General features: G+C 65.4%; 15 protein-coding genes. 14 read left to right on the plus strand and 1 reads right to left on the minus strand.

Annotated elements, in window-relative coordinates:
- Positions 1-42: 42 nt before the first annotated feature.
- From IVB18_RS10010 to ftsW, 5 genes are all read left to right on the plus strand, one after another.
- A complete protein-coding gene (locus IVB18_RS10010; protein WP_247989009.1) occupies positions 43-1,500 on the plus strand; it encodes a UDP-N-acetylmuramoyl-L-alanyl-D-glutamate--2,6-diaminopimelate ligase in 1,458 nt (485 codons plus the stop codon).
- Complete coding sequence (gene murF, locus IVB18_RS10015) at positions 1,497-2,876, plus strand: UDP-N-acetylmuramoyl-tripeptide--D-alanyl-D-alanine ligase (RefSeq protein ID WP_247989010.1); 1,380 nt, start codon at positions 1,497-1,499, stop codon at positions 2,874-2,876. Before IVB18_RS10010 ends, murF begins: the two co-directional genes overlap by 4 nt.
- Before the next feature lie 165 nt (positions 2,877-3,041).
- On the plus strand, positions 3,042-4,145 hold the full coding sequence (gene mraY / locus IVB18_RS10020) for a phospho-N-acetylmuramoyl-pentapeptide-transferase (RefSeq protein ID WP_247989011.1): 1,104 nt from the start codon (positions 3,042-3,044) through the stop codon (positions 4,143-4,145).
- 112 nt (positions 4,146-4,257) lie between these two features.
- Positions 4,258-5,658, plus strand: a complete 1,401-nt coding sequence (gene murD, locus IVB18_RS10025) for a UDP-N-acetylmuramoyl-L-alanine--D-glutamate ligase (RefSeq protein ID WP_247989012.1) — start codon at positions 4,258-4,260, stop codon at positions 5,656-5,658.
- Between the two features lie 243 nt (positions 5,659-5,901).
- Positions 5,902-7,053 (plus strand): putative lipid II flippase FtsW, encoded by a 1,152-nt coding sequence (gene ftsW, locus IVB18_RS10030; protein ID WP_247989013.1) that lies wholly within the window; start codon positions 5,902-5,904, stop codon positions 7,051-7,053.
- A gap of 579 nt (positions 7,054-7,632) precedes the next feature.
- Here ftsW and IVB18_RS10035 read toward each other — a convergent pair.
- Positions 7,633-8,814, minus strand: coding sequence for an IS110 family transposase (locus IVB18_RS10035; RefSeq protein ID WP_247983422.1), 1,182 nt, complete (start codon positions 8,812-8,814; stop codon positions 7,633-7,635).
- Between the two features lie 123 nt (positions 8,815-8,937).
- Between IVB18_RS10035 and murG the strand changes: the two genes are divergently transcribed.
- The 9 genes from murG to IVB18_RS10080 all read left to right on the plus strand — a co-directional run bounded on the left by murG (position 8,938) and on the right by IVB18_RS10080 (position 20,866).
- Positions 8,938-10,038, plus strand: coding sequence for an undecaprenyldiphospho-muramoylpentapeptide beta-N-acetylglucosaminyltransferase (murG, locus tag IVB18_RS10040; protein WP_247989014.1), 1,101 nt, complete (start codon positions 8,938-8,940; stop codon positions 10,036-10,038).
- Positions 10,039-10,161: 123 nt separating this feature from the next.
- The gene (gene murC, locus IVB18_RS10045) at positions 10,162-11,565 is read left to right on the plus strand and encodes a UDP-N-acetylmuramate--L-alanine ligase (protein ID WP_247989015.1); all 1,404 of its coding nucleotides are present in this window, start codon (positions 10,162-10,164) and stop codon (positions 11,563-11,565) included.
- 247 nt (positions 11,566-11,812) lie between these two features.
- Complete coding sequence (gene murB / locus IVB18_RS10050) at positions 11,813-12,733, plus strand: UDP-N-acetylmuramate dehydrogenase (RefSeq protein WP_247989016.1); 921 nt, start codon at positions 11,813-11,815, stop codon at positions 12,731-12,733.
- Positions 12,734-12,801: 68 nt separating this feature from the next.
- A complete protein-coding gene (locus IVB18_RS10055) occupies positions 12,802-13,788 on the plus strand; it encodes a D-alanine--D-alanine ligase (protein ID WP_247989017.1) in 987 nt (328 codons plus the stop codon).
- Positions 13,789-14,137: 349 nt separating this feature from the next.
- Positions 14,138-15,196, plus strand: a complete 1,059-nt coding sequence (locus IVB18_RS10060) for a cell division protein FtsQ/DivIB (protein ID WP_247989018.1) — start codon at positions 14,138-14,140, stop codon at positions 15,194-15,196.
- The gene (ftsA, locus tag IVB18_RS10065) at positions 15,193-16,515 is read left to right on the plus strand and encodes a cell division protein FtsA (RefSeq protein ID WP_247989019.1); all 1,323 of its coding nucleotides are present in this window, start codon (positions 15,193-15,195) and stop codon (positions 16,513-16,515) included. The genes IVB18_RS10060 and ftsA overlap by 4 nt, the downstream gene beginning before the upstream one ends.
- A gap of 87 nt (positions 16,516-16,602) precedes the next feature.
- Complete coding sequence (gene ftsZ / locus IVB18_RS10070; protein WP_247989020.1) at positions 16,603-18,399, plus strand: cell division protein FtsZ; 1,797 nt, start codon at positions 16,603-16,605, stop codon at positions 18,397-18,399.
- 361 nt (positions 18,400-18,760) lie between these two features.
- Positions 18,761-19,723 (plus strand): UDP-3-O-acyl-N-acetylglucosamine deacetylase, encoded by a 963-nt coding sequence (lpxC, locus tag IVB18_RS10075; protein ID WP_247989021.1) that lies wholly within the window; start codon positions 18,761-18,763, stop codon positions 19,721-19,723.
- Positions 19,724-19,963: 240 nt separating this feature from the next.
- Entirely contained in the window at positions 19,964-20,866 is a 903-nt protein-coding gene (locus tag IVB18_RS10080; protein WP_247989022.1) for an outer membrane protein assembly factor BamD, read from the plus strand.
- The last annotated feature ends 8 nt before the right edge of the window (positions 20,867-20,874 follow it).

The raw sequence follows: 20,874 nt of genomic DNA on the forward strand, positions 1-20,874 counted from the left end.
ACTTCAGCGGCGCGAGCACTGCGCCAGCCAGACTGGAAGATCATGAGACTTCGCGAACTCTTTAGCGATGACGCCACGCTCGATCCGGGCGCGCTCGACGTCGTGGTCGGAGGGCTCGCGCTCGACAGCCGCGCGGTCAGGCACGGCGACCTTTTCTTCGCACTCGCGGGCAGCAAGACCGACGGCGCGCGCTTCATCGATGCCGCGATTGCAGCGGGCGCGGTAGCGGTCGTTGGCGACCATGCGCCGGCCGGCTGCAAGGTGCCGTTCATCACTGTCGCCAATCCGCGCCGCGCACTGGCGCTGGCCGCGGCAAGGTTTTTTCCAGCGCAGCCCGCGACCATCGCGGCGGTGACCGGTACCAGCGGGAAGACCTCGGTCGCCGCATTCACGCGGCAGATCTGGGAACGGCTGGGATATGTCTCCGCCAGCATCGGTACCATCGGCCTCGTCTCGCCCAAGCGTACCGTCTACGGCTCGCTGACGACGCCAGATCCGATCGCGCTGCATCGGCAATTGGATGAGATCGCAAACGACGGCGTCACGCATCTCGCCTTCGAGGCGTCTTCGCATGGGCTCGATCAATATCGCCTCGACGGCGTGCGCGTCTCGGCCGGCGGCTTCACCAATTTGTCGCGCGATCACATGGACTATCATCCGACCGTCGCGCAATACCTCGCGGCCAAGCTCAGGCTGTTCCGCGAACTGGTTCCACCGGATGGTGCGGCGGTGATCTCGGCCGATCATGATTGCTCGGCGGAAGCGATCGACGCCGCAAAGTCGCATGGCCTGCGCGTGATGGCGGTCGGCCACGATGGCGACGGTGCCGGTGAGGGCATTCGCCTCGCCGATGCCGAGGTTGACGGGTTTTCGCAGAAGCTCGCGCTCGAACATCGTGGCAAGCGGTTTGTGATCCGGCTGCCGCTGGTCGGCGAATTCCAGATCGAGAACGCGCTCGTGGCCGCCGGGCTTGCGATCGGCACCGGCAGCGATGCAGCAAATGTGTTTGCCAGCCTCGAGCATCTCGAAGGCGCCAAGGGCCGGCTCGAACGCGTCGGCGAGCGCAACGGCGCGCCGATCTTTGTCGACTACGCGCACAAGCCCGATGCGCTGGCGAAGGCGTTGCAGGCTTTGCGGCCTTACGCGAAACGCAGGTTGATCGTCGTGTTCGGCGCCGGCGGCGATCGCGATGCCGGCAAGCGTCCGATCATGGGCGAGATCGCGGCGGAGAACGCCGACGGCGTCATCATCACCGACGACAATCCGCGCAGCGAGAAGCCCGAGGCCATTCGCGCGGCGATCCTTGCGACCGCCAAGGGCGCCCGCGAAATCGGCGACCGCGCTGCGGCGATCCGCGCTGCGATCGAGGAACTGGAAGAGGGCGATGCGTTGCTCATCGCCGGCAAGGGACACGAGACCGGGCAGATCGTCGGCGACCAGGTGCTGCCCTTCAGTGATCATGAGGCGGTTGCCGCCGCATTAGCGTCGAGGGTTGCATGAGCGCGCCACTATGGACAGTTGCCGAAGTGGCGCGCGCGCTGGGCGTGGCCGGATCATTTCCGGACACGGTAATCGACTTCGTCACCCAGGACAGCCGTCTGGTGAAGCCGGGCTGCCTGTTCGTCGCGCTCAGCGGCACGCCGAGCGGCGGCTTCATCTCGGCCTTCGCCAGCGTGCGTGACGGCTGGGAGTTCGCGGACAAGGCAGAAGCCTCCGGTGCGGTTGCGATGATCGTGCCGCACGAGATCGCCGGCATCCGCATTCCGCAGATCGTCGTGAAGGACACGCTGATCGACGGTCTCTGGGGCCTCGCACGTGCTGCACGCGCGCGCTTCAACGGTCCGGTGATCGGCCTCACCGGCAGCGCGGGCAAAACCAGCACCAAGGAGTTTCTCGCAGCCTATCCGAACGCCTATGCGAGCCCGTCGAGCTTCAACAATTTCTGGGGCGTGCCGCTGACGCTGTGCAATGCGCGGCCCGACGCCAGCCTCTGGGTCGTCGAGATGGGCATGAACCAGACCGGCGAGATCGCGCGGCTCAGTGAATTGACGCGGCCGACGGTTGCGCTCGTCGTCAACGTCCAGCCGGTGCATCTGGAGAAGCTCGGTTCGCTCGAGGCGATCCGGCGCGAGAAGGTGTCGATCGCGCTCGGCCTGCCCTCGGGTGGCGTGCTGGTGCTGCCGGCCGGGATCGCCGCGCCCGACTGGAAGGGCAAGGTCGTGCGCTTCGGCGAAAATGCCGAGGTGCACGAGATCACGCACGCCCCGCACGGCGAGAGCTGGCAGGTCGTCGCTGGGATCGGCAAGAAGGAGCTCGCGTTCAGTCTGACCCCGGGTGCGCCGCACCGCGTTCAGAATGCGCTTGCCGCGCTCGCTTCGATCCTCGCCGCGAAGCTCGATCCCGCGACGCTTGCGATCAAGCTCGACCGGGTCGGCATCATGACCGGCCGCGGCGTCGAGCAGGTGGTCGGCGGCGTCACCGTGATCGACGACAGTTTCAACGGCAATCCGGCCAGCGTGGCTGCTGCACTGCAAAGCCTCCAGGCGCGTCACATGAGCGGCGGCCGTCGCATTGCGGTGCTCGGCGACATGCTGGAACTGGGCGGCGACGCGCCGGTCTATCACACCGGCCTCGCCGAGCAGCTTGCGGGGATCGACGGCGTCTATTGCGTCGGGCCGCTGATGCGCCATCTCTACGATGTGCTGCCGGCCGGCAAGGGCCTCGGCTGGCACGACGACCCCGCCACGCTTAGGCCGAATGACGTCGCAAGCCTGCTGAAGGCAGGCGACGTCGTGGTTGTCAAGGGCAGCAAGAAGATGTTCTGGGTCAACAAGTTTGTGCCGGCCCTAGTGGCCGCCTTGCAGGCAAAGGCGTAAACTGCTTGGAAAGCGCTGTTCCCGATCCCAACCATTGCGGCGCGAAGCTGTCCGGTTTCTTAGAGGTCGCCCGACCACTTGATGAAGACCCGCGAATGCGCGTGAGGCACGCCCGGCCGAGGCTAGGGCCTCGGCCGTGTGCAAAGGCGCCATAGGACCGTCTGAATGTTTTACTGGCTGATCGAGCTCTCCAATACATTTCCGGGCTTTGGTGCGGTTCGCACCTTCCTCAACGTCTTCCGTTACATCACCTTCCGCACCGGCGGCGCCGTCGTCACTGGCGCGCTGTTCGTGTTCCTGTTCGGGCCCTGGATCATCGATCACTTACGCATCCGGCAGGGCAAGGGCCAGCCGATCCGGGCCGATGGCCCGCAATCGCATCTCAGCAAGAAGGGCACGCCCACCATGGGCGGGCTGATGATCCTGTCCGGCCTTACGGTCGGCACGGTGCTGTGGGCCAATCCGCTCAACCCCTACGTCTGGATCGTGCTCGCGGTGACGCTCGGCTTCGGCTTCGTCGGCTTCTATGACGACTACCTCAAGGTGACCAAGCAGACCACGACCGGGTTCGGCGGCAAGCTTCGCCTGCTGATCGAGGCGGCTATCGCGCTGGCGGCCTGCTATGCGCTGGTGCGGCTGAACCGCGATCCCTCGTCAACCGCGCTTTCGATTCCCTTCCTCAAGGATACGGTGCTGCATTTCGGCTGGTTCTTCGTCGTCTTCGGCGCCTTCGTCATCGTCGGCGCCGGCAATGCGGTGAACCTCACCGACGGTCTCGATGGCCTTGCCATCGTGCCGGTGATGATCGCAACGGCGAGTTTTGCGATGATCGCCTACCTCGCCGGCAACGCGGTGTTCGCCGACTATCTCCAGATTAAATACGTCGCCGGCACCGGCGAACTGGCAGTGCTCTGCGGCGCGCTGCTCGGCGCCGGCCTCGGGTTCCTCTGGTTCAACGCGCCGCCGGCCTCGATCTTCATGGGCGACACCGGCTCGCTCGCGCTCGGCGGCATGCTCGGCGCGATCGCGGTCGCGGTGAAGCATGAGATCGTGCTCGCGGTAATCGGCGGCCTGTTCGTGCTCGAGGCGGTCTCCGTCATCGTTCAGGTCGTCTCGTTCAAGCTCACCGGCAAGCGCATTTTCAGGATGGCGCCGATCCATCACCATTTCGAGCAGCTCGGCTGGACCGAGCCGCAGATCGTGATCCGGTTCTGGATCATCTCGGTGATGCTGGCGCTTGCCGGCCTGTCGACGCTGAAGCTGCGGTGATTGCGGTGGTGGCCGATGATTGCTGTCATTCCGCGGCTCGCGCAGCGAGAACCCGGAATCTCGATATTCCGGGTTCTCGCTGCGCGAGCCGCGGAATGACAGGGTTCAAATCGTGATTCCCGTCACGTCCTTCGCCGGCAAGACCGTCGCGGTGTTCGGCCTCGGCGGTTCGGGGCTTGCGTCCTGCCACGCCTTGAAGGCCGGGGGCGCCGAGGTGATCGCCGGCGACGACAGTGCCGAGAACGTCGCCAAGGCCACGCAAGCCGGTTTCATTACCGCCGATTTGCGCAATGTCTCCTGGGCGAATTTCGCCGCACTGGTGCTCGCGCCCGGCGTGCCGCTGACCCATCCGGTGCCGCATTGGAGCGCGCTGAAGGCGCGCGAGGCCGGCGTCGAGGTGATCGGCGACATCGAGCTGTTCTGCCGCGAGCGGCGGCGGCACTCGCCCGACGCGCCGTTCGTCGCGATCACTGGCACCAATGGAAAGTCGACCACGACGGCGCTGATCGCGCATCTGACCAAAGTCGCCGGCTACGACACCCAGATGGGCGGCAACATCGGCACCGCGATCCTGTCGCTGGAGCCGCCGCGCATGGGCCGCGTCCATGTGATCGAGATGTCGTCCTACCAGATCGACCTCACGCCCTCGCTCGACCCCTCCGTCGGCATCCTTCTCAATGTCAGCGAGGATCATATCGACCGTCACGGCACGATCGCGCATTACGCCGCCGTGAAAGAACGCCTCGTCGCGGGCGTGCAGCCGCGCGGCACCTCGATCGTTGGCGTCGACGACGGCTTTTGCCGCGATATCGCCGACCGGCTCGACCGCGCCGGCAAGAACGTTGTGCGCATCTCGGTGAAGAATCCGCTGGCGAGCGGCATCTCAGTCGAGCACGGAGCGATCGTGCGCAGCTCAGGCGGCGCCCGCAGCGAGGTCGCTGTTCTCGGCGGCATCGGCTCGCTGCGCGGTCTGCACAACGCACAGAACGCGGCCTGCGCCGCCGCCGCCGCGCTCGCGATGGGCATCAGCCGGGAGGTGTTGCAGAACGGCCTGCGCAGCTTTCCGGGCCTTGCGCACCGCATGGAGCAGGTCGGCCGTCGCGGCAACGTGCTGTTCGTCAACGATTCCAAGGGCACCAACGCTGACGCCACCGCGCATGCGCTGTCGTCCTTTTCGGAAATCTTCTGGATCGCCGGCGGCAAGCCGAAGGCGGGCGGTATCACTGGCCTCACCGGTTTCTTCCCGCGCATCCGAAAGGCCTATCTGATCGGCGAGGCCGCGCCGGAGTTTTCCGGCACGCTCGGCACGCAGCTAGTGCACGAGATCAGCCAGACGCTCGACGTCGCCGTCACGCACGCCGCGCGCGATGCGGAAGCCTCGGGCCTCACCGACGCCGTCGTGCTGCTGTCGCCCGCCTGCGCCTCCTTCGATCAGTACCGCAACTTCGAGATCCGCGGCGCCAAGTTCCGCGAATTGGTGCAGGCGCTACCGGGTGTGAAGCCGGTGGTGTAGAGGGTGCGCAGCCGCCTCTTACGCCGCTGTCATCGCCCGGCTTGATCGGGCGATCCAGTACGCCGCGGCTGTGGTTATGAACCTCGACGCCTCTGGAATACTGGATGCCCCCGCTTTCGCGGGGCATGACGAGCATTTGAGGTGGCGCTCCCCGTTTCATCTCCAAACATTCCCAATTCCTTAACCCCCCGTAAACCAACCTCGGCGACCAATGGGCCGACCTCCGTCCGAAAGCGGCCGCCCATGCTCTCCCGTGAAGAACGCACCCCCTTTTCCGAGTGGTGGTGGACCGTCGACAAGCCGCTGCTCGGCGCGATCCTGGTACTGATGCTGACTGGCGTCATCCTGTCGCTGGCGGCGAGCCCGCCGGTTGCGACCCGCATCGGGCTCGATCCCTTCCATTTCTTCAGCCGCCACGTGATGTTCCTGGCGCCGTCGTTCATGGTGCTGGTCGGCGTCTCCTTCCTGTCGCCGCGGGCGATCCGCCGCTCGGCGCTGATCATCTTTGCGGCCAGCATCATCCTGATCGTGCTGACGCTCGCGATCGGCCCGGAGGTGAAGGGCTCGCGGCGCTGGATCACGCTGCTCGGCGTCAATATCCAGGCCTCCGAAGTGGCCAAACCTTCTTTCGTCGTCATCGCGGCCTGGCTGTTCGCGGAGTCGACAAAACGTCCGGAAATGCCGGCGACCTCGATGGCGCTGGTGCTGCTGTTGATGCTGGTCTCGCTGCTCGTGATGGAGCCCGATTTCGGCCAGACCATGCTGATCCTGATGGTGTGGGGCTCGCTGTTCTTCATCGCGGGCATGCGCATGATCTGGGTGTTCGGCCTTGCGGGCGCCGCTGCGGCCGGCCTGTTCAGCGCCTATCTTTTTGTTCCCCACGTCGCAGGGCGCATCAAGCGCTTCATGAACCCGGCCTCCGGCGACACCTTCCAGGTCGATACCGCGATGGAAGCCTTCTACAACGGCGGCTGGTTCGGGCTCGGACCGGGCGAGGGCATCGCCAAGCGCAGCCTGCCGGACAGCCACACCGACTTCGTGTTCGCGGTCGCAGCCGAAGAGTTCGGCATCATCCTGTGCCTCGCCATGCTGGCGCTGTTCGCCTTCGTGGTCATCCGGACGCTGTCGCGCGCCTATTCCAATGAGGACATGTTCTCGCGCTTCGCGGCCTCCGGCCTTGCGATCCTGTTCGGCGTGCAGGCCGCGATCAACATGTCGGTCAACCTCCAGCTCATCCCGGCCAAGGGCATGACTCTGCCGTTCATCTCCTATGGCGGCTCCTCGATCGTGTCGCTGGCCTATGGCGTCGGCATGATGCTGGCCCTGACGCGGCTGCGCCCGCGCACCGAGGTGGAGTCGATCGGTCGCGCTGAGGCGATGCGCAGCTACGCGTAGTTCTTCGTCATTGCGAGTGAAGCGAAGCAATCCAGAATCCCTCCGCGGTGACAGTCTGGATTGCTCACATGGGGAATGTGTGTGTCAAGGATGAGCAGTCACCTTTTTGTTCGACTGCAGCCACCTCTTCGTCCCGACCGCGGGTTCTGCAGGATGGCGCGCGCAGATCAAGTCAAGGCCGGCCTGTTAGGGCCGCCGCGAAGCGGCTTGGCCTTGAGTTGAGCGAGCACGCCATCATGCTTGGTGCGTTGGGCCGATAGGAGCTCCTCGCGTTGGCGGTTCTGTCAGGGCATCTGCCATCCTCGCATTTGCGATCCAAGGGTCGAGCCGGTTCGACGATCTGGGTTGCTTGCCAGATCAAACTCACATTCGGTCGTCGCACAAGGCGACTGCACCACGATTCCGCTTGCGGCGGGCAGGCTCGAGAGGACGAGGCCATTCTTCGTTGCGGCGTTTGAAGCCATGCAATCCATCGGTTCGTCCACCCGGATCTTCCGAGACTGATCGGGCCTCGGCAGATGGGTTATGGTTCTTTCGTTGCGCGCGGGCGGCGAAGCACGCCGCTTGGTGCGGTCCGGATCAGGCGGCGGGCTTCATCACGGCCCCCTCGATGGTCTCGCCCGCGGTGACATACTTCCACAAGGTCACGAGAAGCTTGCGCGCCAGCGCCACGATCGCGCGCTTGCGGCCTTGCGGGCTTCGCTCCTTGAACCAGCGCGTCAGGGCCGACTGCGGCTGGTGACGTATCCACAGCCAGGCGAGCTGGATCATTGTGGTCCGCAGCCTGGGATTGCCGGCCTTCGACACGCCCTGCTCGTGCCGGATGCCTCCGCTTTGCCACGGCGTCGCCGCAAGCCCCGCATAGGCGGCGACCTGGCGGCGGTTGGAGAACTGCCGGTAGAACGCCTCCGACCAGAGCACGGCCGCAAAGTTGGCGCCGAGCCCTTTCAAGGCCAGCAGCATCGCCACCGGATCCGGCGCGACCTTGTCTGCAGCGTTCTTGTCTGCAGGCTTCCGGGCTGCGGCCAGCAGAGCATCTCGCGCGGCCTCGACCGCCTTGATCTGTTCCAGAAGCAGTTCGACCCGATCGAGCTCGCGGCCGATCTGCGCCTTCAAATGCGAAGGCAGCTCCCGCCCGTCGCCCGTGCGCAAGGCCTCAAGCCGCGCCCGCCGATTGCGCCGCAGCGGCACGTAGTCGGATATCCCCTGCGCGAACAGAAGACCCTTGATCCGGTTCACATGCGTGATGCGCTCGGCGATCAGCGTCGCTCGTTCGCGACACAGCCTGCGCCGGTCCTCCTCTTCAGGCGAGGGCGCAACCACCATCGCACAGACCCGCGGCTCGCCGCGCTTGTAGGCCAGAAGCGCCCGCAACAGCGCCTCGCCATCGAGCCTGTCAGTCTTGGCCCGCCGCCGCCGTCGCGACGTCGCAATCGAGGCGGGATCGACCACGTGGCTCTCAATGCCGTTCTGTTGCAGAACACGGTGCAGCCAGAACCCGTCCAGCCCAGCTTCCTGGATCGTGATGATCGGATAGCTCTCGCGGGTCCTGGCCTCCGCCTTGCGCCTGAGTTCCGCAAACAGCTTCATCAGCTCAGCCGTATCGCCGGCCGTGACGCTGTGCCTGGACATCTTCTCGCCCGTACCAGGCGAAAGTGACGTAATCACCCACGTCGAACGGCTCAGTTCCAAAGACACAAAAATTGCGCCAAACTGCGTCCGGATAGCGGTCGGTCCGTCGGAAGGATGATCGAGCAACATCGTCGTCTCCAGGTTGAGGGGTTCAGCAACCTCAGTCTGGCCTCAGACCTGGTCGCTATCCACTCCCCATGGAATCTTCGCTCCGCTCGCAATGACGGAAAAGTCCCTGTAAAACTCCCCGCCATGGACACGTCTCCCCTGATTCTTCTCGCCGCGGGCGGCACCGGCGGTCATCTGTTTCCGGCCGAGGCGCTCGGTGTCGAACTGATCCGGCGCGGCTTTCGCGTTCGCCTCGTTACCGACGAGCGCGCGCTGCGCTATAGCGGGCTGTTCAACAAGGACATGATCGACGTCGTCAGCAGCGAGACCGCGCGCGGCCGCAATCCGCTTCAGCTCGCCTATGCCGGCCTCACGCTCGCCGCCGGCACGCTGTCCGCCTACAGTCTGATCAAGCGGTTGAAGCCGGTCGCCGTGGTCGGCTTCGGCGGCTATCCGACGCTGCCGCCGCTGATCGCAGCGAAATTCGCCGGCGTGCCCGGCATCATTCACGATGCCAACGCCGTGCTCGGCCGGGCCAACCGCTTTCTGGCGAGCCGCGTGCGCGCGATTGCGACGTCGTTACCCGGCGTGCTCGACCGCGATCCGGCGCTCTCTGGAAAGACCACGACGGTCGGCACGCCGATGCGGCCAGCGATCCTCGCGGCTGCCGGGGTGAAATATGCCGCACCTGAAGCGAACGGACCGCTCCGTCTGCTCGTCGTTGGCGGCAGCCAGGGTGCTCGCATCATGGCCGACATCGTGCCGGGCGCGATCGAGCGGCTCGAGCCCGCGCTGTGGGGCCGGCTCATCCTCACCCAGCAGGTGCGCGACGAGGACATGGCGCGCGTGCGCGCGGTCTACGACAAGCTGAAGATCAATGCCGAGCTCGCGCCGTTCTTCAGCGACCTGCCGGCACGGCTCGCCTCCAGCCATCTGGTGGTGTCGCGCTCCGGCGCCGGTACCGTCGCCGAGCTCGCCGCGATCGGCCGTCCCTCGATCCTGGTGCCGCTGCCGGGCTCGATCGACCAGGACCAGTTCGCCAATGCCGGCGTGCTGGCCAAGGTCGAGGGCGCGATCCGCATCCCGCAGACCGAGTTCAGCTCGGACCGGCTGGCCGCCGAGATATCCGCCTTCGCCGCCGAGCCCGCGCGCCTCGCCGTCATGGCCGGGGCCGCCCGCGGCGCCGGCCGGCTCGATGCGGCCGAACGTTTGGCCGATCTGGTGGTCAAAGTCGCCGGAATCTGACGCGAAAAAGCCCTTGTCATCGCCTTCTAAAGCGGGGCATCCAGTACGAGGGGCCTGCGGCTGATTTGGCCGTGACCTTCGCCAGATGCCGCCTTTGCGGGCGGCGAGGTCAGGGAACAGAGCATGAGACTGCCGCGCGAGATCGGACCCATCCACTTCGTCGGGATCGGCGGGATCGGCATGAGCGGCATCGCCGAGGTGTTGGTCAATCTCGGCTATGCCGTGCAGGGCTCGGACGCCTCCGACAACTACAATCTCGACCGTCTGCGCAAGAAGGGCGCGAAGGTTTCGGTCGGCCACAAGGCGGAGAATGTCGACGGTGCCGAGGTCGTCGTGGTGTCCTCGGCGATCAAGCGCGACAATCCGGAACTGATGGCGGCGCGCGCGCAGCGCATTCCCGTGGTGCGCCGCGCCGAGATGCTGGCCGAGCTGATGCGGCTGAAGAGCTGCGTCGCCATCGCCGGCACCCATGGCAAGACCACGACGACGACGATGGTGGCAACGCTGCTCGACGCCGGCGGCCTCGATCCTACTGTGATCAACGGCGGCATCATCAACGCCTACGGCTCCAACGCGCGTCTCGGCGCCGGCGACTGGATGGTGGTGGAAGCCGACGAGAGCGACGGCACATTCCTCAAGCTGCCGACCGAGGTCGCGATCGTCACCAATGTCGATCCCGAGCATCTCGATCACTTCAAGACCTTCGAGGCGGTGCAGGACGCCTTCCGCCTCTTCGTCGAGAACCTGCCGTTCTACGGCTTTGCCGTGATGTGCATCGATCATCCGACGGTGCAGAGCCTGGTTGGCCAGATCGAGGATCGCCGCATCATCACCTATGGCGAGAATCCGCAGGCCGACGTCCGGCTGCTCGATCTGACCCCGACGGGCGGCGGATCGAAGTTCAAGGTCGCATTCCGCAATCGCAACACCGGTGCGACGCAGGAGGTCGCGGACCTCATGCTGCCGATGCCCGGACGCCACAACGCCTCCAACGCAACGGCCGCGATCGCGGTGGCGCGGGAGCTCGGCGTGACGGACGAAGCGATTCGCAAGGCCATCGCCGGCTTCGGCGGCGTGAAGCGCCGCTTCACCAAGACCGGCGAGTGGAACGGCGTCACCGTGATCGACGATTACGGCCATCATCCCGTCGAGATCGCGGCGGTGCTGAAGGCAGCGCGGGAATCTACCGACGGCAAGATCGTCGCCGTGGTGCAGCCACATCGTTACACCCGCCTGCAATCCCTGTTCGAGGAATTTTGCACCTGCTTCAACGATGCTGATGCGGTGATCGTCGCCGACGTCTATGCCGCGGGCGAGACGCCGATCGAAGGCATCGATCGCGATCATTTCGTCACGGGCCTGCGTGCGCATGGGCACCGCGAGGTGATCCCGCTGCCGGCGGCGACCGATCTGGCTCGCATCGTCAAGGGGCATGCCACGTCAGGCGATCTCGTCGTGTGCCTCGGCGCCGGCAACATCACGCAATGGGCCTATGCGCTGCCCGGCGAATTGAAGACGCTGGGGTGAGGGCGGGGATGATGAGTTCATTGCCCGCCACGAGGCAAACTGCGCTCCCTCCCCCCTTGCGGGGGAGGCATAGGCCGCCTACGGCGGCCGTCCTCTTAAGGAACGCCGAAGCGAAGCTTCGGCTATGGGAGAGGGGTAGCCCCGGGCGAGGTCAGAGTTCGTGGCTACCCCCCTCCCTGACCCTCCCCCGCAAGGGGGGAGGGAACGGAGATAGCGTGCTTCCCTCACGCGAAGTGAGCGCTCACGCATGACCTTCCCCGACATCACGCCCGACCTCAAAGCCGCAATGCCTGACCTGCGCGGCCGGCTGCTCGCCAACCAGTCGCTCGCCGAGCTCACCTGGTTTCGCGTCGGCGGTCCGGCGCAGGTGTTGTTTACGCCGGCGGACGAGGACGATCTCGCCTACTTCCTCGCGCATCTCGCGAGCGGCATTCCCGTCTACGTCGTCGGCGTCGGCTCCAACCTCATCGTGCGCGACGGCGGCCTTGCGGGGGTGGTGATCCGGCTTGGGCCGCGCGGCTTTGGCGAGGCGAGGGCGAGCGGCGACGTCGTCGCGGCAGGCGCGGCCGTGCTCGACAAGCGCGTGGCGGAGGTTGCCGCGAGCGGCAATATCGGCGGGCTGGAATTCTACTTCGGCATTCCCGGCACGATCGGCGGCGCGCTGCGCATGAATGCAGGCGCCAATGGCGGCGAGACCAAGGACGTGCTGGTCGAGGCGACCGGCGTCGGGCGCGATGGCACAAAGCACGTCTTCTCCAACGCCGACATGAAATTTGTCTACCGCAATAGCGGCGTCGATCCTTCCATCATCTTCACCTCGGCGCGCTTTCGCGGCGAGATCGGGGATGGTGAAGCCATCCGCGCGCGCATGGTGGAAGTGCAGACCCATCGCGAGACCGCGCAGCCGATCCGCGAAAAGACCGGCGGCTCGACCTTCAAGAATCCGCCGGGCCATTCCGCCTGGAAGCTGGTCGACGCCGCCGGCTGCCGCGGTCTGCGCGTCGGCGGCGCGCAGGTGTCCGAGATGCACTGCAATTTCCTGATCAACACGGGCGAAGCCACCGCGCACGACATCGAGACGCTGGGCGAAACCGTGCGCGAACGGGTGAAGGCAAATTCCGGAATTGAGCTACACTGGGAAATCAAGCGGATCGGGGTTTCCGGCTAACAGTCATTCCGGGTTCGCGCTTTCAGCGCGCCCCGGAATGACAAAAGCAAGGTGACGGACAAAAGCGAATGCGCATTACCCTCCTCTTTGGCGGCTCCAACCGGGAGCGTCTGGTTTCGGTCGCTTCAGCCCAGGCGCTGCATCAGGCGCTGCCCGAGGCCGATCTCTGGTTCTGGGACATCCAGGACAAGGTGCACGTGGTCCAGTCAAAGCAGTTGCTCGAACATGCCCGTCCCTTCGAGGACGAGTTCGAGCCGGGCACGCGCGGCGTTCCATTGGAGCAGGCGCTTGACCAGGCCAAGGCCGAGGACCGCGTGCTTGTGCTCGGCCTGCACGGCGGGCGCGCCGAGAACGGCGAGTTGCAGGTGACGTGCGAGGCGCGCGGCGTGGCCTTCACCGGATCGGGCTCTGCTTCCTCGCATCTCGCCTTCGACAAGGTCGCGGCCAAGCGGTTCGCCGCGCTCGGCGGCGTGACGCCGCCGGCAAACATTGCGCTGGAAAACATCGACGAAGCCTTTGCCGAATACGGCCGGCTGATCGCAAAGCCGGCGAGGGACGGGTCGAGCTATGGCCTGATCTTCGTCAATGCGAAGCAGGATCTGGTTGCAGTCCGAAATGCGGCGAAGCACGAGGAGTACGTCATCGAGCCCTACATTGCCGGCGTCGAAGCAACCTGCGGCGTGCTGGAGCGGCCGGACGGCTCGATCATCGCGCTACCGCCGATCGAGATCATTCCGGGCGAGGGCAATTTCGACTACGCCGCAAAATATCTCTTGAAGTCGACCCAGGAGATCTGCCCGGGCCGCTTCACGGCGGAGATCACCGCCGCGCTGAAGCAGCAGGCGATGCTGGCGCATCGCGCGATGTCCTGCACCGGTTATTCCCGGTCGGACTTTATCGTCTCGGACAAGGGCCTGGTTTATCTCGAAACCAACACGCTGCCCGGGCTGACGAAGTCTTCGCTCTACCCCAAGTCGTTGAAGGCCGAAGGCATCGCGTTCGTTGACTTCCTGCGCGGCCTGATCGAGCTCGCCGAACGGCGGGTGCGGAAATAATTAGGACTGGTTAACGGCCAAACCGGCGAAATCGCCCGGTTTGGCTACCAAAACCGGTAAAATGCCGGATATCGCGGCATAAATGCCTCACAGCGCGGGGCAAAAAGCTTTCCGCGTTAACGAACTTTACCTTTTGTTTACCAGGAAGGCCGAAGGTTAACGCTGGCGGCGCATATGGCGCTTTGGCTGCCGGCGCGTGAGCTGTTGCGGGTGATCTCACCTCCAGCGAACGCTTTGATGGGGAAAGGCTTCTTCTGCTGAAGACCAGCACCCGGCCCGGCAAGTCCGAGACGTCATGTTCGCCAGGACCCGCGCGATGTTGCGGGCAAACTGTTGACGAGCTCGTGCAATGGATGGTGCAGGAAGCCTCACCCGGTCGTTTTTCAGATCGCTGAGGCCCCAAGCTGATCTGAAGGCGGCCGCTGTTGGAGCGGTCGTGCTTCTGCGCGAGTGGGTGCAGCAGCGCAATGAGACGCGCGCTGTCGCCAAGGACAAGATCCAGGACAAGGCTCGGGCCAAGGCCAAGGACAAGGCTCGGGCCAGGGCCAAAGCGGTCATCGAGCGCGAGTCGCCGCCGCGCGCGGTCGCGCTGGTCGAGCGCTATCTGCCGCGCCGGGTCGGGATCAGCATGACCGTGCTGCTCCTGGTTGGAAGCTGCGGCTTCGGCATCGTCAAGGGCGGCCATCTCCAGGATTTCATCACCGCCGTCAGCGACGCCCGTAATGCGCTGGCCAATTCCGCCGGCTTCCGCATCACCTCCGTCGTCATCAACGGCCGCAAGCAGTTGAGCCAGGACGAGATCCTCGCGATCGGCGGCGTCAGCGGCCGCTCCTCGCTCCTGTTCCTCGATGCCGACGGCGTCCGCGACAAGCTCAAGGCCAATCCCTGGATTGCGGATGCGACCGTGCTGAAGCTCTATCCGGGCCAGCTTATGATCGAGATCACCGAGCGCAAGGCCTTCGCGCTGTGGCAGCAGGCCGGCCGGCTCTCCGTCATCGCCGACGACGGTGCCCTGCTCGAACCCTATGTCTCGCGCCGGTTCCTGTCGCTGCCGCTCGTGGTCGGCAAGGGCGCCGACACGCAGGCCCGCGACTTCCTCGCGCTGCTCGCACGCTATCCGCAGGTGAATTCGGTGACGAAAGCCGCGATTTATGTCGGTGAGCGGCGCTGGAACCTGAGACTGAAGGACGGTCTCGACATCCGCCTGCCCGAGCAGGACGTCGGCAATGCCCTTGCGACGCTTTCCAGGCTCGACAAGGACGACAAGCTGTTCTCCCGCGACATCCTCGCCGTCGACATGCGCTTGCCCGATCGCCTCGTGGTGCAGCTGTCCGACGACGCCGCGAAGGCGCGCGAGGACCAGTTCAAGGACAAGAAGTCCAAGAAGAAGGCCGGAGACTCCGCATGACCGGCCTCGACCGCACCCAGACCCCGAAGACGCGCCCGATGCCGCACAAGCGCGGCGGCCTCGTCGCCTGCCTCGACATCGGCACCAGCAAGATCGCCTGCATGATCGCGCGGCTGAGGCCGTCGGCGCCGAGCGAAGCCCTGCGCGACCGTACCCACGCGGTGGAGCTGATCGGTTACAGCCAGATCCAGTCGCGCGGCATGAAGGCCGGCGCAGTGGTCGATCTCGCCGAATGCGAGCAGGCGGTGCGTCAGGCCGTCGGGCTTGCGGAGAAAATGGCCAAGGTTCGCGTTGACTCCGTGTTGCTGTCGGTCTCCGGGGGCAGGCTCTCCGGCCAATTGGTCGAAGCTGCGGCCGATATCCGCGGCGGGGCGGTGACGCCCGCTGACGTCAGCCGCGTCACCTCCACCGGCATGCGCCACGCCACCGGCGAGGGCCGCACCGTGCTGCACGCGCTGCCGGTCGGCTACACGCTCGACGGCGTCAAGGGCATCCGCGATCCCCGCGGCATGGTCGCGCACCAGTTCGGCGTCGACATGAACGTCGTCACCTGCGACGCCACGGTGGCGCGGAACCTGATGCTGGCGGTGGAACGCTGCCACCTCAACGTCGAAGCCATGGCGGCAAGCCCCTATGTGGCCGGCCTGTCGGTGCTGACCGACGACGAGGCGGATCTCGGCGCCGCCGTCGTCGAGATGGGTGCGGGCACCACCACGATCGCGGTCTATGCCGGCGGCCGCTTCGTGCATGCGGCCGGCTTTGCGGTCGGCGGGCAACACATCACGATGGATCTCGCGCGCGGACTCTCCGCGACCATTGCCGATGCCGAGCGAATCAAGACGTTATACGGGACCGTCCTCACCGGCGGATCGGACTCGCGTGAGCTGATGTCTGTACCGACAGCCGGTGACGAGCAGGATCTGCCGCAGATCGTCTCCCGCGCCACCATCGCCAACATCGTCAAGCACCGTGCCGAGGAAATCTTCGAAATGGTCCGGGACCGGCTGAAGGATTCGCCCTTCGCGGCAGAGCCCAATGGGCGCGTCGTGCTCAGTGGCGGCGCCTCGCAGCTCACTGGCCTCGTCGAACTCGGAACACAGATTCTCGGCCGGCCCGTGCGGGTCGGACGTCCGCTCGGTTTTGGCCGGCTGCCCAACGAGGCGAAGAACGCCGCGTTCGCGGTCCCCGCAGGGCTCCTGGTCTACCCGCAATATGTTCACCAAGAACATGTCGAACCGCGGCATACGCGGCAGCAGGCCAAGACAGGGACCGGCGGTTATTTCGGAAAGGTCGGACGATGGCTACGCGAGGGCTTCTGATGACTCTTTTCCGCAATTCCCGACTTTCACCAACTCCCGCGGCCGTCGGCCGGGGCGAACCCACGCGCGCGTGATCGAGAGGCAAACATGACCATCAATATCAATGTTCCTGATATTCACGAACTGAAGCCGCGGATCACCGTGTTCGGCGTGGGCGGCGCCGGCGGCAACGCCGTCAACAACATGATCACGGCCGGCCTTCAGGGCGTCGACTTCGTGGTCGCCAACACCGACGCGCAGGCGCTGACGATGTCGAAGGCGCAGCGCATCGTGCAGATGGGCACGGCGGCGACGCAAGGGCTGGGCGCAGGCTCGCAGCCGGTCGTCGGCGCGGCCGCGGCCGAAGAGGTGATGGACGAGCTCCGCGACCATCTCTCCGGCGCCAACATGGTGTTCGTCACCGCCGGCATGGGCGGCGGCACCGGAACCGGTGCTGCTCCCGTGATCGCCAAGATCGCGCGCGAGATGGGCATCCTCACCGTGGGCGTGGTCACCAAGCCATTCCACTTCGAGGGCGGCCGCCGCATGCGCACCGCTGAAGCCGGCATCAACGAGCTTCACAAGGTGGTCGATACGCTCCTGATCATCCCGAACCAGAACCTGTTCCGGGTCGCCAACGAAAAGACCACCTTCGCCGACGCCTTCGCGATGGCCGACCAGGTGCTCTACTCCGGAGTTGCCTGCATCACCGACCTGATGGTCAAGGAAGGCCTGATCAACCTCGACTTCGCCGACGTTCGCGCCGTCATGCGCGAGATGGGCAAGGCGATGATGGGCACGGGCGAGGCCTCCGGCGACAAGCGCGCGCTGACCGCCGCTGAAGCCGCGATCGCCAACCCGTTGATCGACGACTCATCGATGAAGGGTGCCAAGGGCCTCCTGATCTCGATCACCGGCGGCAAGGATCTCACCCTGTTCGAGGTCGACGAAGCCGCGACCCGCATCCGCGAGGAAGTCGACCAGGACGCCAACATCATCGTCGGCGCGACCTTCGACGAAGCGCTTGACGGCCTGATCCGCGTCTCGGTCGTCGCCACCGGCATCGAGCAGGCGGCGATCGCCCGCAACAGCCAGGCCACCAGCTCTCCGGTTGCGAACCCGGCACCCCAGGCTCAGCAGGCTCCGGCCGCGGTCGCCGAGAGCCGTCTCGCCGACCTGACTGCACGGCTCCGCGCCGACAATCAGCGTATGGCCGAGCGCGCCCAGAAGCTGGAAGGGCAGAATCCGGCGGCCACACCGGGCTCGTTCGCTGCCGCTCCTATGGCTCCGCGTCCCAATGTCGAGCGTGCGGCGCTCGCCGCCATTGCCGCCGCCGTTGCGGAAGTCCCGCAGGCGCCCGCGCCGATGCAGACCTATGGCGACGTCACCGTGCGCCCGATCGCGCAGAAGCCGACGCTGTTCCCGGAGCCTGAGCAGGCCCCGCTCGCGATGCATGAGCCGATGACGCCGGAAAACTTCATCCCGCCGCAGGCCGAGCGGCCGCCCGTGCGTGCGCCGCGGATGCCGCGCCTCGACGAACTGCCGATGCCGGCCCAGGCCGAGATTCGTCAGGCCCGTGGCGAGGTGGAGGACGAGACCCCGCAAAAGACCCGCCTGTCGCTGCTCCAGCGCCTCGCCAATGTCGGCCTCGGCCGTCGCGACGAGGAGAGCGAGCCGCCGATCGCGGCCCGGACTGCTGGGCCGGCGATGCCAGCGCTGCCGGAGCGCAAGCCGCAGCGGAGCGTCGCGCAGCAGATCGCAGCCAGCGAGCCGGTATCGGAGTATGCGCGTCGGCCCGCGCCGCAGGGCTTGGATATGCACGGCCGTCCCGCGCCTGTTGCCTCGGCGCCACAGGGAGACGACCATCTTGATATCCCGGCCTTCCTGCGGCGGCAGGCGACCTGAGGATTGTTACAATAAGGCAGACGAAAAAAGGTCCCGGCGGGAAGCTTGCCGGGACCTTTCCTTTGGTCCCGTGAATGTCCGGATTGCACGCTCAAGCAACTGATTTTAAATCATTAATTATGTATTCGATGGTTCAGTAAAGCTGCCGGTGGCAGCCCCAAAACTCGGCGCAATTTGGTTAAGCCTTGGCGCGAATACGGCAGAGTTGGGGTAACAATCGGTAAAAAAGCGTGAGTTGGCGCTGTTTGAGGCTGTGACTATGGTTTGCCGTGACTTGGGGATACGGAGATTCGAACGGTCGATCTCGGTCGATCAGTTCAGTCCAGTATAAGTCGCAGCAGTCGTAGTGGGGCGGTTCCTGATGAAATTTAGCCGGCAAACAACGCTTCGTGCGCAAGCCACCGTGGCCGGCGTCGGCGTTCATTCCGGTCTTCCCGTCACTCTCACCCTTGGACCTGCGCCTATCGATGCAGGTTTTATTTTTGTCCGCACCGGCCTTGAGGGAAGTGACCGCGAATTTCAGGCGACGGCCGAGCAGGTGATCGCGACCGAGTTTGCGACCGTCCTTGGTGATCGCGACGGCCCGCTGGTCTCCACTGCCGAGCATGTGCTTGCTGCACTGCGGGGCATGGGTGTCGACAACGCCGTCATTGAAATCGATGGCCCTGAAGTGCCGATCATGGATGGCAGCGCCGCGGCCTTCATTGCGGCGATCGACCAGGCCGGCATCGTCACTCAATCGGCGCAGCGCCGCTTCATCCAGGTTTTGAAGCCGGTCTCGGTCAAGGTCGGTGCCTCCTTTGGCGAGATCCGCCCCTATGCCAGCGGGTTCCGCGCCGAGGTCGAGATCGACTTCACCAATCCCGTGATCGGCCAGCAGAGCTACACCTTTGACCTGAGCCCGGAACGCTTCCGCCGTGAAGTCGGCCGTGCCCGGACCTTCGGTCTGATGAGCGATGTCGCCCGGCTCTGGAGCGCGGGCTATGCGCTCGGCGCCTCATTCGACAACACCGTCGTGTTCGACGACGAGCGGCTGCTCAACACCGAGGGCCTGCGCTACGCTGACGAATGCGCCCGCCACAAGGTTCTGGACGTCATTGGCGATCTCGCGCTGGCCGGCCTGCCGCTGCTCGGTGCCTATCGCTCGGTTCGTGGCGGCCACAAGCTCAACCACGCCGTCCTGACCGCGCTGCTCGCCGACCGTACCGCCTGGCGGGTGGTCGAGGGCGAGGTGGCCCGCCGCACCACGCGTCCCGTCGTCGAGGTCGGCAGCGGCATCGTCGGCGGCTGGATCGCCGCGGCCTACGGGCCGGACGTGTCCTGACGGATCTGTTGTCGCAGGCGTTTGACCGCCGTTGTCCCGGGAAACTCCTGGTAACCATGATCGGCTAGCATTGCGGCACGTTCGCCTTAATCCGGGCGGAATGCCTGCCTATCCGGTTAACGATCGTTTTTCGGTTACATTGGCGTGGTCGCATGGCAGGCACCACGGTCACATTTCGCGCCCATGACGGGATTCATGGGCTGGCGGGCACCGCATCACAGGGCGTCAGGTCTTAAATTCATGTCGGCACAGCGTATGACGCGCGGATATCTTTCGGTTTCGCCAAAGGCTGCGATCGGAGCCCGTGGGCTGCTCCGGGCTGCCACCTTCTTCTTGCTTGCGCTGCCGCTGGCTGGCTGCGGCACCGGCGCGCTCTGGGACAAGTTCACCGCCAAGGACGACACCTTCCTCGAGGAGCCCGCCGACAAGATCTACAATGAGGGCCTGTACCTCATGAACGAGAAGAAGGACATGAAGGCGGCGACCAAGAAGTTCGAAGAGGTCGACCGCCAGCATCCCTATTCCGACTGGGCGCGCAAATCGCTGCTGATGTCGGCCTATGCGTCCTATCAGGGCGGCGACTTTGACGGCTGCATCGGCGCCGCCACCCGCTACGTCACGCTGCATCCCGGCAGCCCGGACGCGGCCTACGCCCAATATCTGATTGCCGCCTCGCATTACGACCAGATTCCGGACACCAGCCGCGACCAGGCCCGGACCGAGAAGGCGATCGCCGCGCTGGAAGAGGTGGTGCGTAAATATCCGAACTCGGAATATGCGATCTCGGCCAAGGCCAAGATCGAGGGCGCGCGCGACCAGCTTGCCGGCAAGGAAATGAATGTCGGCCGCTACTACATGCAGAAGCGCGACTACACGGCCGCGATCAACCGCTTCAAGGCTGTGGTCACGCAGTATCAGACCACCCGCCACGTCGAGGAGGCGCTGTTCCGCCTCACCGAGGCCTATCTGGCGATCGGCATCGTCGGCGAGGCGCAGACCGCGGCCGCCGTGCTCGGGCACAATTTTCCTGACAGCCGCTGGTACAAGGACGCCTATAATCTTGTAAAATCCGGCGGTCTCGAACCGAGCGAGAATCAGGGGTCCTGGATCAGCAGGACCTTCAAGAAGATGGGCCTCGGCTAGGAAATTTG

The organism is Bradyrhizobium sp. 186 (genome assembly GCF_023101685.1).
In the GTDB taxonomy this organism is placed as follows: Bacteria; Pseudomonadota; Alphaproteobacteria; order Rhizobiales; family Xanthobacteraceae; genus Bradyrhizobium.

Coding starts and splice junctions, on each gene's coding strand:
- IVB18_RS10010 (WP_247989009.1), top strand. CDS start 43: ATGAGACTTCGCGAACTCTTTAGCGATGACGCCACGCTCGATCCGGGC.
- murF (WP_247989010.1), top strand. CDS start 1,497: ATGAGCGCGCCACTATGGACAGTTGCCGAAGTGGCGCGCGCGCTGGGC.
- mraY (WP_247989011.1), top strand. CDS start 3,042: ATGTTTTACTGGCTGATCGAGCTCTCCAATACATTTCCGGGCTTTGGT.
- ftsW (WP_247989013.1), top strand. CDS start 5,902: ATGCTCTCCCGTGAAGAACGCACCCCCTTTTCCGAGTGGTGGTGGACC.
- IVB18_RS10035 (WP_247983422.1), bottom strand. CDS start 8,814: ATGTTGCTCGATCATCCTTCCGACGGACCGACCGCTATCCGGACGCAG.
- murG (WP_247989014.1), top strand. CDS start 8,938: ATGGACACGTCTCCCCTGATTCTTCTCGCCGCGGGCGGCACCGGCGGT.
- murC (WP_247989015.1), top strand. CDS start 10,162: ATGAGACTGCCGCGCGAGATCGGACCCATCCACTTCGTCGGGATCGGC.
- murB (WP_247989016.1), top strand. CDS start 11,813: ATGACCTTCCCCGACATCACGCCCGACCTCAAAGCCGCAATGCCTGAC.
- IVB18_RS10055 (WP_247989017.1), top strand. CDS start 12,802: ATGCGCATTACCCTCCTCTTTGGCGGCTCCAACCGGGAGCGTCTGGTT.
- IVB18_RS10060 (WP_247989018.1), top strand. CDS start 14,138: ATGGATGGTGCAGGAAGCCTCACCCGGTCGTTTTTCAGATCGCTGAGG.
- ftsA (WP_247989019.1), top strand. CDS start 15,193: ATGACCGGCCTCGACCGCACCCAGACCCCGAAGACGCGCCCGATGCCG.
- ftsZ (WP_247989020.1), top strand. CDS start 16,603: ATGACCATCAATATCAATGTTCCTGATATTCACGAACTGAAGCCGCGG.
- lpxC (WP_247989021.1), top strand. CDS start 18,761: ATGAAATTTAGCCGGCAAACAACGCTTCGTGCGCAAGCCACCGTGGCC.
- IVB18_RS10080 (WP_247989022.1), top strand. CDS start 19,964: ATGTCGGCACAGCGTATGACGCGCGGATATCTTTCGGTTTCGCCAAAG.